The organism is Sphingobium sp. EM0848, assembly GCF_013375555.1.
Taxonomy (GTDB): Bacteria; Pseudomonadota; Alphaproteobacteria; order Sphingomonadales; family Sphingomonadaceae; genus Sphingobium.
Map to the genome: position 1 here is coordinate 2,082,861 of NZ_JABXWB010000001.1, position 14,858 is coordinate 2,097,718.

Consider the following 14,858-nt stretch of genomic DNA (forward strand, 5'->3'; position numbering starts at 1 on the left):
ACAGTGAAGCCATGACGGGTTCGGGCGATCTTTGCGAGCGATGGCGGCACCATCTGGCGCTCGACCGGCGACGGTCGGTTCACACGGTACGCGCCTATGTGGCGACGGCGGAACGGCTGATCGCCTTTCTGGAGGAACATCGCGGCGAGGCGGTGACGGCGGCGACTCTGGCCAGGGTCGAGCAGGCCGATCTGCGCGCCTTCCTGACCGCCCGCCGGATGGACGGGATCGGCAATGTGTCGGCGGCGCGGGAATTGTCGGCGGTGCGGGGGTTCCTGAAATTCGTCGGCGGCGAGGATGCGCGGGTGCCGATGCTGAAAGGACCGCGGGTGAAGCGTGGGTTGCCGCGCCCGGTGTCGCCCGATGAAGCCGTGGCGCTGGCGGAGGATATTGCCGAAACGGCGCGCGAGCCATGGATCGGCGCGCGGGACTGGGCGGTGCTGCTGCTGCTGTACGGGGCGGGCCTGCGCATCGGGGAAGCAATGGGGCTGACCGGGGCGGTGCTGCCGCTGGGGGAAACGCTGCGGGTGACAGGCAAGCGGGGCAAGACGCGGATCGTGCCGTTGCTGCCGCAGGTTCGGCAGGCACTGGGTAGCTATGTCGCGCTCTGCCCCTTTGCGGCGGAAAAGGATACGCCACTGTTCCGGGGTGCACGGGGCGGGCCGCTGTCCGCCGCCCTGATCCGGCGCGCGGTGCAGGGTGCGCGGGGACGGCTGGGGCTGTCGGACCGGACGACGCCCCATGCGCTGCGGCACAGCTTCGCGACGCATCTGCTGGGGCGTGGGGCGGATTTACGGTCGCTTCAGGAATTGCTCGGCCATGCCAGCCTGTCCTCCACCCAAATCTATACGCAGGTGGATGCGGCGCATCTGCTCGATATCTACCGCAACGCGCATCCGCGCGCCTAACCGCGCGGTTTCCATATGACGAGGCGCCACAGGTAGAAGACTAGCGCGCCGATCACGCAGGCGGTCGCGACGGGTCCCACATATTTGTCGATGTCGCGGAAATTCTGGCCGAGGACGTAGCCCGCATAGGCCAGGATGACATTCCACACCAGCGCGCCGCCGGTCGTCCAGATCAGGAAGCGGACATGACCCATGCGGAACAGCCCGGCGGGCAGCGAAATCATCGTGCGGAAAGCAGGCATGAAGCGGAAGACGAACACGACGATCTGCCCATATTTGCCGAAAATATGGTCCAGCGCCTCGACATCCTTCCATTCCAGCGTCGCCCAACGGCCGTAGCGGTCGACGATCGGTTTCAGCCGGCCAAAGCCCAGCACATGCCCGATCAGATACCAGAAATAATTGCCGACCGTGGTGCCGAGCGTCCCTGCGAGCAGCAGCCAGCCCATGTCCATCCGCCCCTGCCCGACGCGGATACCGCCAATCCCCATGATGAGTTCGGAGGGGATGGGCGGAAAGACATTTTCGATCACCATCAGGGCGAACACGCCCCAATAGCCGCCTGCGTCAATCAGGCGGAGAACCCAGTCGGTCATCAGGGCGCACTATTGCTCAGGCGGCTGCCCTCGCCGCCAGCCGGGCGTCGATCGCGTCCCAGATCATGCCGCCGGTATCGGTGCCGTTGAAGACATCGATGGACACAATGCCCGTCGGAGACGTCACGTTGATTTCCGTCAGCCACTCGCCGCCGATCACGTCGATGCCGACGAACAGCAGGCCACGACGCTTTAGTTCCGGTCCCATGGCGGCGCAGATTTCCAGTTCGCGGTCGGTCAGTTCGGTCTTGGCCGCCGATCCGCCCACTGCGAGGTTCGAACGGATCTCGCCCGCACCGGGGATGCGGTTGATCGCGCCCGCGACTTCGCCGTCGATCAGGACGATGCGCTTGTCGCCCTGCGCGACGCCGGGGATGAAGGCCTGAACCATGAAAGGCTCGACCCAGGAGCTCTTGAACAGTTCCACCAGCGCCGAGAGATTCGCGCCGGACTGCCCCACATGAAAGACGGCGTTGCCCGCATTGCCGTAAAGCGGCTTCACCACGACCTCGCCATGCTGGGCGAGGAAAGACTTCACCTCTTCCAGATCGCGGGTGATCATCGTCGGCGGCATGAAGCGCGCATAGTCGAGCACGAACAGCTTTTCCGGCGCATTGCGGACGGAGGCGGGGTCGTTCACCACCAGCGTCTCTTGCCTAACCCGTTCCAGCAAATGGGTGGCGGTGATATAGCTGAGATCAAAGGGCGGGTCCTGCCGCATCAGCACCACATCGACATCGCGGCCGAGATCGAGAATCTCCGGCTCACCGAGGGCATAATGATCGCCCTCGACCTTCTGCACCTTCACCGGGCGCGCCTTGGCCAGCACGCGGCCGTCGCGATAGGTGAGGTCGGGCGCGAGATAATGATAGAGCCGATGCCCCCTCGCCTGCCCCGCCAACATGATGTGGAAGGTCGAATCGCCACCGATCTTGATCCCTTCCATCGGGTCCATCTGTACGGCGACGGTGAGCGGGTTAAGCTGGGTCATGGGCGTTTCGCGTTCCTTCCAATGGCGGAAGGCTCTTACCCCCCATGCCAGACATTGGCCAGATGGCGTGGTGGACGGCCCGGTGCAAGGAGCATGACGTCGATTCGCATGTCGTCGCCCGGTTCGGCGAGGTCGTAGAAGAGGATTTCCGCCGCCGCAGCGACGCGGGACAGGCGGCGTTCGTCGATGGCAAGGTCAAGATCGGCGCCGGTGGCCCGTGCCTTCACCTCGACGAAAACGAGCATCCTGCCGCGCCGGGCAACCAGATCGACCTCGCCCGCAGGCGTGCGCATCCGGCGGCCGACGATCTGCCAGCCCTTCAGGCGCAGCCACCAGCCCGCGATGCGCTCAGCCTGCCGTCCGCGCTTTTCGGCGGCCTTTTTCTTCACCCCTTGAGTTCCAGCGCGCGGTCGTACAGCGCCCGGCGGTCGAGGCCGAGTTTCTTCGCGACCTCACCCGCCGCCTTGGAGACAGGGAGCCGCCCCATCGCTTCGAGCAGCGCCGCATCGGCATCCTCGGCGCTGGCGGGGGGTGCTTCGCCGGGTGGGCCGACGATGACGACGATCTCGCCCTTGGGCGGGGCGTCGGCATAGCGGGCGGACAGTTCAGTCAGCGTGCCGGTGGCGGTTTCTTCAAAGGCCTTGCTGATCTCGCGGCTGACGGCGGCTTCGCGGTCGCCCAGATGTTCGGCCATGGCGGCCAGGCTTTCCGAGAGGCGCGGGCCGCTTTCGTAGAAGACCAGCGTGGCGCGCAAGGCCGCAACCTCACCCAAGGCATCGCCCCGCGCCTTCTGTTTCGACGGCAGGAAGCCCATGAACAGGAAACGGTCGGTCGGAAGCCCTGACAAAGTGAGCGCGGCGATGGCGGCGCTGGGACCGGGCAAGGTCGTGATCCTGCGCCCAGCCGCCCGCGCATCGCGCACCAGCTTGTAGCCCGGATCGGAGATGAGCGGCGTCCCCGCATCCGAAAGCAGCGCCACCGATTCGCTCGCCATCCGCTCGATCAGACGGGCGCGGACCCCTTCAGCGCTATGATCGTGATAGGGGACCATCGGCCGGTCCGATCCGGCATGGCGCAACAAACGTGCGCTGACCCGTGTATCTTCCACGGCGACCACATCGGCCAGCCGCAGGACTTCGGCGGCGCGGGGGGTTAGGTCTCCAAGGTTGCCGATCGGCCCCGCAACGATGTAAAGCCCTGCCTCAAGACGAGATGGTTCAGTATCCATAAGGACGCCAGATGACAGAGACGGATGCCCCCCGGCAAGCGGACTTGTTCGCTTCGATGAAACGCGCCGGGCGGATTTTGTTCGCCGCGACGGCTTTGCTGGTCGCAGCCTGTCAGTCGATCGTGCCCAAGGGGCCGGGTCCGGCCCAGCCGACCGGCCCGGCGCAGACCGGCCCGGAAGTCACCGAAGGCCTGCCCACCGACACGCTGCGCCATCGCATCGCGTTGCTGGTGCCGATGAGCGGACCCAATGCCGGGGTCGGCCAGTCCATCGCCAATGCCACCACCCTCGCATTGCTGGATACCAAGGCCGACAAGGTGCGCATCACCACCTATGACACCGGCATGGGCGCGGCGGCAGCGGCGAACAAGGCGCTGGCGGACGGCAACAAGCTGATTCTCGGCCCCCTGCTGGCCGAGGATGCGCGGATCGTCGGACCGATCGCGGCGCGAGCCAATGTGCCGGTCATCAGCTTTTCCAACGATGTGAGCGTGGCCGGGAACGGCGTCTACATCATGGGCTACAACCCCAATCAGTCGATCGAGCGCGTGGTCGATTTCGCCAAGGGCAAGGGCCTGTCGCACTTCGCCGCGCTGGTGCCCAAGGGCACCTATGGCGAGCGGTCGGGCACGTCGCTGCTGCGCGCGGTCGAAAGCGCGGGCGGGACCGTCGTGTCGATGCAGACCTTTGACCGGACCCCGGCCTCGATCGCGGCAGCGGTCAAGAAATTGCAGGCTTCATCCAGCTATGACGCGCTGCTGATCGCGGACAGCGGCAAGGTGGCGATGCAGGTCGCGCCGATCGTGCGGAAGAATGGCGGCGCGACGGCGCGACTGCTGGGCACGGAATTGTGGAATACCGACAGTGGCCTTGCCTCCAGTCCGGTGCTGCGCGGTGCGTGGTTCGCCAGCGTGTCGGATGGGCTGTACCGCCAACTCGCGACCAAATATCGGGCGCGTTACGGCAATGCGCCGTTCCGCCTTTCGGCGCTGGGCTATGATGCCGTGCTGCTGACCGTGCGGATCGCGCGCGACTGGAAGCCGGGGACAACCTTCCCGGCGGCACGGCTGCGCGATGCGGGCGGCTTTGCCGGGATCGACGGGGCGTTCCGCTTCGGGCGCGACGGGATTGCGGAACGGGCGCTGGAAGTGTCGGAGATTGGCGCGGGGACCTTTACGGTCGTCGCTCCAGCGCCGCGTGCTTTTGCGGAGTAAGCGCTCCCCCTTCCATACCATGTCGTTCCCGCCTCCGCGGGAACGGCAATAAGTTCAGCCTTTGACCCGCCCCGTCGGCAAAATCAGCGGCCATTCGCCATCGGGTTCGATACAGGCGGAAATGCCATAGACGCTGGCGAGGCTTGCTTCCGTCAGCACCTCCAGCGGCGCGCCGTCAGCCACCAGAGCGCCCCGATCCATCAACACCAGCCGATCGCAATAGCGCGCCGCCATGCTCAGATCGTGCAGCACCGTCACGACCAACGCTCCCGCCTGCGCCTCGGCCTTGAGCAAATCCATGACATCGATCTGATGCCCCGGATCGAGCGCCGCCAGCGGTTCATCCGCGATCAGCGCGGGCGCGCCCACCGCCAACGCTCGGGCGAGCAGCACGCGGGCACGCTCCCCGCCCGAAAGTTCGGTCGCCACCCGCCCTTTGAGATGCAGCACATCGGCGCGCGTCAGCGCCACGTCGATCTGCGCCTCATCCTCTTCGGACAGGCGCGACAAGGGGCCAAGATGCGGCATCCGGCCCAGCGCCACCAGCCGTTCGACCGCCAACGGCCAGTGCAGGGTCTGGCCCTGAGGCAGATAGGCAATGCGCCTCGCAATCTCCCGCCGGTTGAGTCGTCCGCTGTCGACGCCGTCGACCAGCACCGTGCCGCTCTCCCGTTTCACCAGACCCAGTACCGCGCGGATCAGGGTCGACTTCCCCGCGCCATTGGGACCAATAATGCCGACCAGTTGGCCCGGCTCCAGAGCGAGATCGATGCCGTTCACCGCCGGGTGACGGCCGAGACGAACGGACAGGTCCTGCGTGCGGATCGTCACCATAGCCGCCGCTCCCGCATCAGATGGATCAGGAAGACGGGCACGCCCAGCAGGGCCGTCAGCACCCCCAGCTTGAGTTCGCCGCTCGTCGGGATCAGCCGCACGCCGATATCCGCCAGAGTCAGCAGCACCGCGCCGCCCAGCATGGAGGGGAGCAGGATCGCGGAGGGCGAACGGTCGGTCAGCGGTCGCACCAGATGCGGCACGATCAGGCCGACAAAGCCGATGGACCCCGACACCGCCACCGCGCCGCCCACCCCGATGGCGACGCCCAGCATCAGCCGCAGGCGCGCCTGACGCAGGTCGATGCCCAGCGCCTGCGCCCCATCCTCCCCCAGCGTCAGCGCATCGAGCGTCCGGCCGTCGGCGATCAGCAACGCCGCGCCGACCGCCACACAGGGCAGTGCGATCCAGACATGACCATAAGCGCGGTTTTCCAGGCTCCCCATCAGCCAGCTCATGATCTCCATCGCCGCAAAGGGATTGGGCGACAGGTTGAGCGACAGGCTGATCCCCGCCCCCGCCAGCGTGGCGATGGCGATCCCGGCAAGGATCAGGGTGAGCGGGCTTTCCGCAGGTCCGGAAAGCAGGAACAGCGCGCCGATGCCGATAAGACTGGTCAGGATGGCGAGCGCCGGAAGCGCCAGCGGATGGATCTGCGCAACGCCGAAATAGAGCGCGCAAACGGCTCCCAGAGCGGCGGCATTGGACGCGCCGAGCACGGAGGGTTCGGCCAGGGGGTTGCGCAAATAACCCTGAAGCGCCGCGCCGGACAGGCCCAGCATCGCGCCGACGATCAGCCCGAGCAGCATGCGCGGCAGGCGCAGGTCGATGAGGATCGTGCGGGCGACATCATCGCCACCCCCAGTCAGGACCGCGAGGATGCGCGCTGGCGAGAGCGGCACGGCGCCCAGAGTGAGGGAGCCGAGCGCGGCCACGACGATCAGCAGCAGAAGGACAGGTATCAGCAGCGGGTGGCGGCGGGCGCTCATGGCTTGCGAACCCGATTCTGCTTGCTAGAGCGTCTCAAGCGCTCCGTGCTCCCGTCCCTGCGGGCGCATGATGGCTTGTCGAGGCTGAAAGGAAGGGCGCGGGAATGCAGCGCAAAAAGATCATCATGATATTCAGCGCGCTTGCGCTGACCGGCGCCGCGCCCGCTCCGCCCAAACGCATCGTCTCGCTCAACACCTGCGCCGATCAATATGTGCTGGCGCTGGCCGATCCGGGACAGATCGCGGCGCTCAGCCCCTATGGCCATGACCCGGAACTGTCGGCGGCGGTCGGCAAGGCGCGCGCCTTTCGCACGCTCAGGCGCCCAGCCGAGGAAGTGCTGACGATCCGGCCCGATCTGCTGATCGGTTTTCCTGCCGGCGACAGCATCGTGGGCGCGCCGCCGGGGCGATGGAGGACTTTGGGGCTGGTGAGCGCGGACGGCTATGCCATGATCGTGACCCAGATTCGGCAGGTGGCGGCGGCGGTCGGCCATCCCGAGCGGGGCGATGCGCTGATCGCCCGGATGAACCGCGATCTCGCCACCCTCCCCCGCGCGCGGCGCGGCGGGGTTGCGGCCTATTATCAGCGGCGCGGTTATATGACGGGAACGGGCACGCTGGTGGACGACCTGATGAAGCGCGCCGGCCTCGTCAATCTGGCGGGGAAACTGGGGAAGCCCGCTTTGTCCCAACTCTCGCTGGAGGAATTGATCGCCGCCCGTCCCGACTGGCTGATCGTCGAAAGCGGCAGCGAGAGGGTTGTCGATCAGGGAACCGAAATGCTGCATCATCCGATCCTGCGCGCGATCCCCCGCATTCGCGTGCCGCAGGCATGGACGGTCTGCGGCGGTCCCGCCTATGTCGATGCCGCGCGGGATATCATCAGGCAGGTCAATGCCGCATCCCGCCGGAAATTCGGACGGTAGGGCAAACTGGCCGGGCGCGGTGACGATGATCCCGTCCTGCGCCAGCGCGGGCGTGGCCGGGAGAGAGATGGCGGCATTCCGCATTATCTTTGTTTCCCCGATCGCCGAGCGCCATAAGGGAAAGCGAAGGTCCTGCCAAGGGGAGCGAATGGATGCGATTGCTGGGCGCGGTGCTGGCGGGAGGACGCTCCAGCCGCTTTGGGAGCGACAAGGCGCAGGCGATGCTGGCCGGGCGAAGCTTGCTGAACCATGCGGCGGCGGCGCTGGGGGCCCATGTGGAGCAGGTGGTGGTCTGCGGGCGGCAGCTATCCGGCATGGTCGGGCTGGCGGACAGGCCCGCTCCGGACATGGGGCCGCTGGGCGGGCTGAACGCGGCGCTGCACCATGCGGCGGCGCAGGGTTATGATGCGGTACTGACGACGGGCTGCGACATGCCGGTCTATCCGGCGGGACTGGCGGAGGCGCTGATCGGGGACGGCGCGGCTATCCTAAAGGGACAGCAACTCGCCGGATTCTGGCCTGCCCGCCTAGCGAGCGAACTGGACGCGCATCTGGCCGAGGAGAATAACCGCTCAATCTATGGCTGGCTGGAACGGATCGGCGCGCGGATTGTCGAGCGGCCGGACCTGGTGCTGCCCAATATCAACCGACCGGAAGATCTGGAGGGGTGGGAGCAAGGCAGCCCATAGCACCCGCCGGGATATTCTGACCCGCGACTGCCTCACCGATCAGCAGCAGGGTCGGGTCCTCATCGCTGATCGTCGCCACCAGAAAGGCCAAGGCGGACAGCTTGCCCCGGATCAGCCGCTCATTGGGCAGCGAGACATTGACCGCGACCATCACCGGCGTTTCCGGATCGCGACCAGCGGCGATCAGCGAGCGGCTGATTTCTCCGGCGGCGGCGCGACCCATATAGATGCCGAGCGTGCTGCCGGGGCTGGCCAGCGCATCCCAGTCAAGCTTCAGCGGCTCGCCTGCCTTGAGATGCGCCGTCACGAGTGTCAGCCCCCGCGCCACGCCCCGCAGGGTGAGCGAGGCATGACCGCTCGCCGCCGCCGCACTCGCCGTGGTGATGCCGGGGCAGATGCGGACGGGCACGCCATCGGCGGCAAGATGTTCCATTTCCTCCGCCGAGCGACCGAAGACCGAGGGATCGCCGCCCTTCAGACGCACGACGCGCTTGCCTGCCCTGGCCGCCGCCAGCAGCAGGTCGTTGATGCTTTCCTGCGCCTTCGAGTGGCGGCCGGAGCGCTTGCCGACGCTGAACCGTTCCACGCCCTCGGGGATCAGGTCCAGCACGCCCGGTCCCACCAGCGCGTCGTAGAACACGATCTCCGCCGCCGCGATCAGCTTTTCCGCCTTGCGGGTCAGCAGGTCCGGGTCGCCGGGGCCTGCACCGACCAGCCAGACTTCACCGGGAGCGATCAGGTTCTTTGGCAATTCATTCGGCTGCATGGAGCGTCTCCTGCGTGCTTTGGGCGAGGATATTGGCGATGGCGGGGCGGCAGGACCCGCAATTGGTTCCGGCGCCGAGCGCCTTGCCGACGGCGGCGACATCAACCAGTTCCTGTTCGCGGATCGCCGTGACGATCTGGTTCAGGCCAATGTCGAAACAGACGCAGATGGTCGCACCCTTGTCGGGCTGGCTGCCGGGTCCGCGCGCGGCGAGGACGGAGCCGCCCACCCCTTCGGCTTCGAGTTGCCGGATCAGCCAGTCGCGCGAGGGCAACAGGCCAGTGCGGGTCACGAACAGCACACCGCAGAGCCTGCCTTCGCTGATGGTGGCGATGCGGCGGGTCCCGCGCGAGGCATCCATGGCTTCGACGCGGTCGCCTTTCGGAAGGAAGGCGTCGAGCCGCGCCGGGTCGCCATTGCCCGCAATCTCGTAGAGCGCGCCGCCCGGCACGGTGATCCGCGTCGACCAGAGGCAGGGCAGTTGCACCGGATCATGGCCGCGCAGGATCAGAAAGCCTTTCCATTCGGTCGCGACCCTCTCGACGCTGGCCGGGGTGGACTTGAAACCGGGCTGACCCGAATGGGGATCGACCAGCGGACGGGGCAGCAGGCCGGTGCGGCCGCCGGTCGAAACCTGATCCGTCCAGTGGATCGGGGTGAAGATTTCCCCCAAACGCTGGCCTTCGCTGATCGCCACCCGAAAGATGCTGTTGCCCTGCGCCGTCTGGACGCGGGCGAGATCACGGTCGGCGATGCCCAATTCCTCAGCATCCTGCGGGTGGATTTCCACCAGCGGTTCCTCGCGATGGCGGGCGAGTTTCGGAGACAGGCCGGTGCGGCTCATCGTGTGCCACTGGTCGCGATAGCGGCCGGTGTTGAGCGTCATCGGCCATTGTTTGAGCGGCTCCTGAATCTCCATCTGCTTCGTCAACACCAGCCGCGCCTTGCCGTCCGGGGTCGGGAAGCGGCCATCGGTGAAAGGGGTATCCCCCCAGCGGAACGGCTGCATGGCGTCATAGGCTGCATTGCCGATGGTGGCATGACGCCGGAGGTTCAGTACGCGCTGGCCGTCATTCTGATAGGCGGTCAGGCGGGCATGTTCGCGCCAGATGTCAGCGGGCCGCTCATAGGCGAAGGCATTGCGCCAGCCCATGCGGCGGGCGACTTCCTTGACGATCCACCAGTCGGGCTTGGCCTCTCCCGGCAGCGCGAGGAAGGGGCGCTGGCGGCTGACGGTGCGGTCCGAATTGGTGACGGTGCCGTCCTTCTCGCCCCAGCCCGCGGCGGGCAGGCGGACATCGGCATGGGCGCCAGTGTCGGTGTCGGCCATGATGTCCGACACGACGACGAAGGGGCAGGCCTCCAGCGCCTCGCGCACCCGGCCCGCATCGGGCAGCGAGACAGCAGGGTTGGTCGCCATCACCCAGAGCGCCTTGACCCGGCCTTCGTTGATGGCGCGGAACAGGTCGACGGCTTTGAGACCCGGCTTGGTCGCCATGGTCGGCGCGGCCCAGAAGCGGCCCACCCGTTCCACATTGTCCGGCGCGAAGTCCATATGCGCCGCCAGCGTCGAAGCAAGGCCGCCGACCTCGCGCCCGCCCATGGCATTGGGCTGGCCAGTGATCGAAAAGGGCGCCGCGCCCGGCTTGCCGATGCGGCCAGTGGCGAGGTGGACGTTGATGATCGCATTGACCTGATCGGTGCCGCGGATCGACTGGTTGATGCCCTGACTGAACATCGTGACCGTGCGCGGGGTCGCGGCAAACAGCTTGTAGAATTGTTCGAGCAGCGCCGGGGCAATGTCGCAGGTCTTGGCCGTGGTCCAGAGATCATGGCCGGTGCGGATATGCTCCCAAAAGCCTTCGGGGGCGTTCACATGATCGGCAAGGAAGGCCGGATCGGTGATCCCTTCCTGCGCTACCCAAGCCAGCAGGCCGTTCATCAGCGCGACGTCGGTGCCGGGCTTGACGGGCAGATGCAGGTCGGCGCCTTCGCAGGTTTCGGTGCGGCGCGGGTCAATGACCACCAGTTTGGTGCCACGAGCAGCGCGGGCGGCCTGGATGCGCTGATAGACGATGGGATGGCACCAGGCGGTGTTGGAGCCGACCAGCACGATCAGGTCCGCTTCCTCCAGATCGCCATAGGTGGCGGGCACCACATCTTCACCAAAGGCGCGGCTATGCCCGGCGACCGCGCTCGACATGCAGAGGCGGCTGTTGGTGTCGATGTTCGCCGAGCCGATGAAGCCCTTCATCAGCTTGTTGGCGACATAATAATCTTCGGTCATCAACTGGCCGGAAACGTAGAAGGCCACGCTGTCCGGGCCGTAACGCTCGATGGTTTCGCGAAATTTCTTCGCCACAAGGTCCAGCGCCTTGTCCCAGCTCGTCCGCTTGGAGCCGACCATCGGGTGCAGCAGGCGGCCCGTCAGCCCCACCGTCTCGCCCAGATGCGTGCCCTTGGAGCAGAGGCGCCCGCCATTGGCCGGATGCGCCTCATCGCCCTTGATCGTGACCGACCGGCCCCCGGTCGGCGTGGCCGAGATGCCGCAGCCGACGCCGCAATAGGCGCAGGTGGTGCGGATGGCCTGATTCATGCCTTTACCTCATATCCTGAAGAGAGAATTGGGTGGAGGTGCGTGCCGCAAGGGATGGCCAGCACGCCCCCTCCACCCCGGTCCCCGCTGAAAGTGGGGACCATATGGCTCACGCGGCCGCCTTCAACTTGGCTGGGCGGGCGATCAGGATGCGACCGCCCTCTTGGCGGACCTCGATGGTCGGCGTGCAGCCCTCGTCCGCGCCCTGCGCCTCACCCGTTTTCAAGGCGATGTTCCAGTTGTGCAACGGGCAGGCGACATTGTGGCCATGGACGATGCCATGGCTCAGCGGGCCCTTCTTGTGCGGGCATTCATTGACCAGCGCGAAGACATGATCGTCGCCGGTGCGGAACACCGCGATTTCCTTTTCGCCGGCAATCTGAACCGTGCGGGCGCCGCGCTGGGGAATGTCGGCCAGCGTTCCGATGTCGATCCAATCGGTCATGGTGATTACTCCGCAGCGATGGCGATGGGGGCGAGAGGCTGGTGCAGTTCACTGTCCGCACCGGCTGCGCGCTGCGCCCAGGGGTCATCCTGGCTGAAGCTCTGCGAGTAGAGGAAGCGGGCGCGCAGGGCTTCACGGCCTGCGTCATCTTCCACGATCCGTTGCTTGACATACTCGACGCCGACCCGCTCGATCCAGGGCGCGGTGCGCTCCAGATAGCGCGCTTCCTCGCGGTAGAGCTGGATGAAGGCGGCGCAATAATCGAGCGCCTCCTGCTCGGTCGACACCTTGCACAGCAGGTCGGTGGCGCGGACATGGATGCCGCCATTGCCGCCGACATGCAGTTCATAGCCCGAGTCCACGCAGACCACCCCGAAATCCTTGATCGTCGCCTCCGCGCAGTTGCGGGGGCAGCCGGACGCCGCGATCTTGAACTTGTGGGGCATCCACGATCCCCAGGTCATCCGCTCGATCTTGACGCCAAGGCCGGTCGAGTCCTGCGTGCCGAAGCGGCACCATTCGCTGCCGACGCAGGTCTTCACCGTGCGCAGCGACTTGCCATAGGCATGACCCGACACCATGCCCGCGGCATTCAAGTCGGCCCAGACGGCAGGCAGGTCTTCCTTCTTGATGCCGAAAATGTCGAGGCGCTGGCCGCCCGTCACCTTCACCATCGGCGCATCATATTTCTCGACCACATCGGCGATCGCGCGCAGTTCACGCGGGTTGGTGAGGCCACCCCACATGCGCGGGACGACCGAATAGGTGCCGTCCTTCTGGATGTTGGCGTGCATGCGCTCGTTGACGAAGCGGCTCTGCTGATCGTCCTGATATTCACCCGGCAGCGCGCAGAGCAGATAATAGTTCAGCGCAGGGCGGCAGGAGGAGCAGCCATCCGGGGTCGACCAATGGAGACGCTGCATCACTTCCGGGATCGAGCGCATATTCTGCGCCACGATCTCGCGGCGGACATCGTCATGGGTGAAGCTGGTGCATTTGCATAGCGTCTTCGGACCCGAAGCGACATCGTCGCCCAGCACTACGCTAAGCAGATTCTCGACCAGACCGGTGCAGCTGCCGCAGCTTGCCGACGCCTTGCAGGTGGCGCGCACCGCATCGAGGCTGCAATTGCCCGCTGCAATGCAGGACACGACCTGGCCCTTGCTGACGCCGTTGCAGCCGCAAATCTCGGCATCGTCCGAGAGCGCCGCAACGGCCGCCTTAGGGTCCAGCGCGCCTCCTCCCGAGGCGAAGGCTTGACCGAAGATCAACAGGTCACGGATTTCAACGACATCTTCTTCGCGCTTCAGCATGTCGAAATACCAGCCGCCATCGACGGTATCGCCATAAAGCACTGCACCGACGATCCTGTCGTCCTTGACAATGACGCGCTTGTAGACCCCGCGCGAGGCGTCGCGCAGGACGATATCCTCGCAGCCCTCGCCACCCGAGAAGTCACCGGCGGAGAAAACATCCAGACCCGCGACCTTGAGCTTGGTCGAGGTGACAGACCCCTTATAACCCGTATGCTGGTCGGTCAGGCCGTCCGCGAGGCTGCGGCACATGTCCCACAGCGGCGCGACAAGACCGTAAACATTGCCGTCATGCTCGACGCATTCACCGACCGCGAGGACATCGGGATCGCTCGTCACCATGTGATCGTCGACCTTGATGCCGCGATTGACCTCAATGCCGGCTTCGCGGGCCAGAGCGGTCGAGGGGCGAATGCCCACCGCCATCACCACCAGACTGGCCGGGATTTCACGGCCGTCCTTCAGGCGGACGCCCTCAACCTTACCGTCGCCGACAATGGCTTCGGTGTTGGCGCCGGTCAGAATGGTCTGGCCGCGTCCTTCCAGCGCGGTCTTGAGCAGCCAGCCCGCCGCTTCGTCGAGCTGCCGCTCCATCAGCGTGTCCATGAGGTGGATGACCGTCACCTTCATGCCGCGCAGGGTCAGGCCATGCGCGGCTTCCAGCCCCAGCAGACCACCGCCGATCACCACCGCGCTGCCGCCGTTATTTGCGGCCTCCAGCATGGTGTCGACATCCTTCATGTCGCGGAAGCTGATCACGCCCGGCAGGTCCTTGCCCGGAACCGGGATGATGAAGGGGTCCGACCCGGTGGCGATCAGCAGCTTGTCATAGCCGACGGTACGACCCGACTGGCTCGTGACGGTCTTTGCGGTGCGGTCTATGGCCGTCACCGGATCGCCCGCGATCAGCTCGATATTATTGTCCGAATACCATTCACGGCTGTTGATGATGATGTCATCGAAGCTCTTTTCCCCGGCCAGAACCGGCGAGAGCATGATGCGGTTATAGTTCACATAAGGCTCTGCGCCGAAGATGGTGACGCGATAGCGCCCCTTATCCCGCGCCAGCAGTTCCTCGACCGCGCGGCAACCGGCCATGCCGTTGCCCACGACCACCAGATGTTCCTGAACATCCTCGGACGGCACGAAGATTTCCTCTTCGCTCGCCGTTTCCGGTCCGTTGCTCTGAAAATCCATCCCTTGACTCCAGAAAAGAAAAAGGCCGCCATCCGGACCCTTGGGCTTTGAACCCAAAAGTCTGGATGGCGGCCTTGCCATCATTCACGCTTTGCTGATCCGTCCGTGGATCACCGCAGCTATGTTAGGAAGGACAACCCTGTCCTTTGCATTGCAGCATATGCGC

General features: G+C 65.9%; 14 protein-coding genes. 4 read left to right on the plus strand and 10 right to left on the minus strand.

The window, feature by feature from the left end:
- Positions 1–11: 11 nt before the first annotated feature.
- Positions 12–908 carry a tyrosine recombinase XerC gene (locus HUK73_RS10025; RefSeq protein ID WP_176592909.1) on the plus strand — a complete coding sequence of 299 codons (897 nt, stop codon included), beginning with the start codon at positions 12–14 and terminating at the stop codon, positions 906–908.
- Here HUK73_RS10025 and HUK73_RS10030 read toward each other — a convergent pair.
- Genes HUK73_RS10030 through rsmI form a run of 4 tightly spaced genes read right to left on the minus strand, consistent with a single transcriptional unit; the run spans position 905 to position 3,723 of the window.
- Complete coding sequence (locus tag HUK73_RS10030) at positions 905–1,504, minus strand: DedA family protein (protein ID WP_176591771.1); 600 nt, start codon at positions 1,502–1,504, stop codon at positions 905–907. The genes HUK73_RS10025 and HUK73_RS10030 overlap by 4 nt on opposite strands.
- A gap of 16 nt (positions 1,505–1,520) precedes the next feature.
- Complete coding sequence (gene gshB / locus HUK73_RS10035; RefSeq protein ID WP_176591772.1) at positions 1,521–2,495, minus strand: glutathione synthase; 975 nt, start codon at positions 2,493–2,495, stop codon at positions 1,521–1,523.
- Positions 2,496–2,530: 35 nt separating this feature from the next.
- Entirely contained in the window at positions 2,531–2,884 is a 354-nt protein-coding gene (locus tag HUK73_RS10040; RefSeq protein ID WP_176591773.1) for a YraN family protein, read from the minus strand.
- Positions 2,881–3,723 (minus strand): 16S rRNA (cytidine(1402)-2'-O)-methyltransferase, encoded by an 843-nt coding sequence (gene rsmI, locus HUK73_RS10045; protein WP_176591774.1) that lies wholly within the window; start codon positions 3,721–3,723, stop codon positions 2,881–2,883. The genes HUK73_RS10040 and rsmI overlap by 4 nt, the downstream gene beginning before the upstream one ends.
- A gap of 11 nt (positions 3,724–3,734) precedes the next feature.
- On the opposite strand from rsmI, the gene HUK73_RS10050 reads away from it, so the two are divergent.
- Positions 3,735–4,937: a penicillin-binding protein activator gene (locus HUK73_RS10050; RefSeq protein ID WP_369805471.1), complete on the plus strand. Its 1,203-nt coding sequence runs from the start codon at positions 3,735–3,737 to the stop codon at positions 4,935–4,937.
- 54 nt (positions 4,938–4,991) lie between these two features.
- On the opposite strand, the gene HUK73_RS10055 is transcribed toward HUK73_RS10050, so the two are convergent.
- Together HUK73_RS10055 and HUK73_RS10060 are read right to left on the minus strand one after the other, a co-directional pair.
- Entirely contained in the window at positions 4,992–5,771 is a 780-nt protein-coding gene (locus HUK73_RS10055) for an ABC transporter ATP-binding protein (RefSeq protein ID WP_176591775.1), read from the minus strand.
- Positions 5,765–6,760: an iron ABC transporter permease gene (locus tag HUK73_RS10060; protein WP_176591776.1), complete on the minus strand. Its 996-nt coding sequence runs from the start codon at positions 6,758–6,760 to the stop codon at positions 5,765–5,767. The genes HUK73_RS10055 and HUK73_RS10060 overlap by 7 nt, the downstream gene beginning before the upstream one ends.
- A gap of 104 nt (positions 6,761–6,864) precedes the next feature.
- Here HUK73_RS10060 and HUK73_RS10065 point away from each other — a divergent pair, with 104 nt between their 5' ends.
- Both HUK73_RS10065 and HUK73_RS10070 read left to right on the plus strand, forming a co-directional pair.
- Positions 6,865–7,686 carry an ABC transporter substrate-binding protein gene (locus tag HUK73_RS10065; protein WP_176591777.1) on the plus strand — a complete coding sequence of 274 codons (822 nt, stop codon included), beginning with the start codon at positions 6,865–6,867 and terminating at the stop codon, positions 7,684–7,686.
- A 152-nt stretch (positions 7,687–7,838) separates the two neighbouring features.
- Complete coding sequence (locus HUK73_RS10070) at positions 7,839–8,375, plus strand: molybdenum cofactor guanylyltransferase (RefSeq protein ID WP_176591778.1); 537 nt, start codon at positions 7,839–7,841, stop codon at positions 8,373–8,375.
- Here the strand turns inward: HUK73_RS10070 and cobA are convergent.
- The 4 genes from cobA to nirB all read right to left on the minus strand — a co-directional run bounded on the left by cobA (position 8,329) and on the right by nirB (position 14,692).
- Positions 8,329–9,141 (minus strand): uroporphyrinogen-III C-methyltransferase, encoded by an 813-nt coding sequence (cobA, locus tag HUK73_RS10075; protein WP_176591779.1) that lies wholly within the window; start codon positions 9,139–9,141, stop codon positions 8,329–8,331. The two genes, HUK73_RS10070 and cobA, sit on opposite strands and share 47 nt — an antisense overlap.
- Entirely contained in the window at positions 9,128–11,737 is a 2,610-nt protein-coding gene (locus tag HUK73_RS10080; protein WP_176591780.1) for a nitrate reductase, read from the minus strand. The genes cobA and HUK73_RS10080 overlap by 14 nt, the downstream gene beginning before the upstream one ends.
- A 109-nt stretch (positions 11,738–11,846) precedes the next feature.
- Positions 11,847–12,182: a nitrite reductase small subunit NirD gene (nirD, locus tag HUK73_RS10085; protein ID WP_176591781.1), complete on the minus strand. Its 336-nt coding sequence runs from the start codon at positions 12,180–12,182 to the stop codon at positions 11,847–11,849.
- 5 nt (positions 12,183–12,187) lie between these two features.
- Positions 12,188–14,692, minus strand: a complete 2,505-nt coding sequence (nirB, locus tag HUK73_RS10090; protein WP_176591782.1) for a nitrite reductase large subunit NirB — start codon at positions 14,690–14,692, stop codon at positions 12,188–12,190.
- Positions 14,693–14,858: the final 166 nt, after the last annotated feature.

What these genes read in the sequence shown, in the direction of transcription:
- HUK73_RS10025 (WP_176592909.1), top strand. Translation starts at nt 12, where the DNA reads ATGACGGGTTCGGGCGATCTTTGCGAGCGATGGCGGCACCATCTGGCG.
- HUK73_RS10030 (WP_176591771.1), bottom strand. Translation starts at nt 1,504, where the DNA reads ATGACCGACTGGGTTCTCCGCCTGATTGACGCAGGCGGCTATTGGGGC.
- gshB (WP_176591772.1), bottom strand. Translation starts at nt 2,495, where the DNA reads ATGACCCAGCTTAACCCGCTCACCGTCGCCGTACAGATGGACCCGATG.
- rsmI (WP_176591774.1), bottom strand. Translation starts at nt 3,723, where the DNA reads ATGGATACTGAACCATCTCGTCTTGAGGCAGGGCTTTACATCGTTGCG.
- HUK73_RS10050 (WP_369805471.1), top strand. Translation starts at nt 3,735, where the DNA reads ATGACAGAGACGGATGCCCCCCGGCAAGCGGACTTGTTCGCTTCGATG.
- HUK73_RS10055 (WP_176591775.1), bottom strand. Translation starts at nt 5,771, where the DNA reads ATGGTGACGATCCGCACGCAGGACCTGTCCGTTCGTCTCGGCCGTCAC.
- HUK73_RS10060 (WP_176591776.1), bottom strand. Translation starts at nt 6,760, where the DNA reads ATGAGCGCCCGCCGCCACCCGCTGCTGATACCTGTCCTTCTGCTGCTG.
- HUK73_RS10065 (WP_176591777.1), top strand. Translation starts at nt 6,865, where the DNA reads ATGCAGCGCAAAAAGATCATCATGATATTCAGCGCGCTTGCGCTGACC.
- HUK73_RS10070 (WP_176591778.1), top strand. Translation starts at nt 7,839, where the DNA reads ATGCGATTGCTGGGCGCGGTGCTGGCGGGAGGACGCTCCAGCCGCTTT.
- cobA (WP_176591779.1), bottom strand. Translation starts at nt 9,141, where the DNA reads ATGCAGCCGAATGAATTGCCAAAGAACCTGATCGCTCCCGGTGAAGTC.
- HUK73_RS10080 (WP_176591780.1), bottom strand. Translation starts at nt 11,737, where the DNA reads ATGAATCAGGCCATCCGCACCACCTGCGCCTATTGCGGCGTCGGCTGC.
- nirD (WP_176591781.1), bottom strand. Translation starts at nt 12,182, where the DNA reads ATGACCGATTGGATCGACATCGGAACGCTGGCCGACATTCCCCAGCGC.
- nirB (WP_176591782.1), bottom strand. Translation starts at nt 14,692, where the DNA reads ATGGATTTTCAGAGCAACGGACCGGAAACGGCGAGCGAAGAGGAAATC.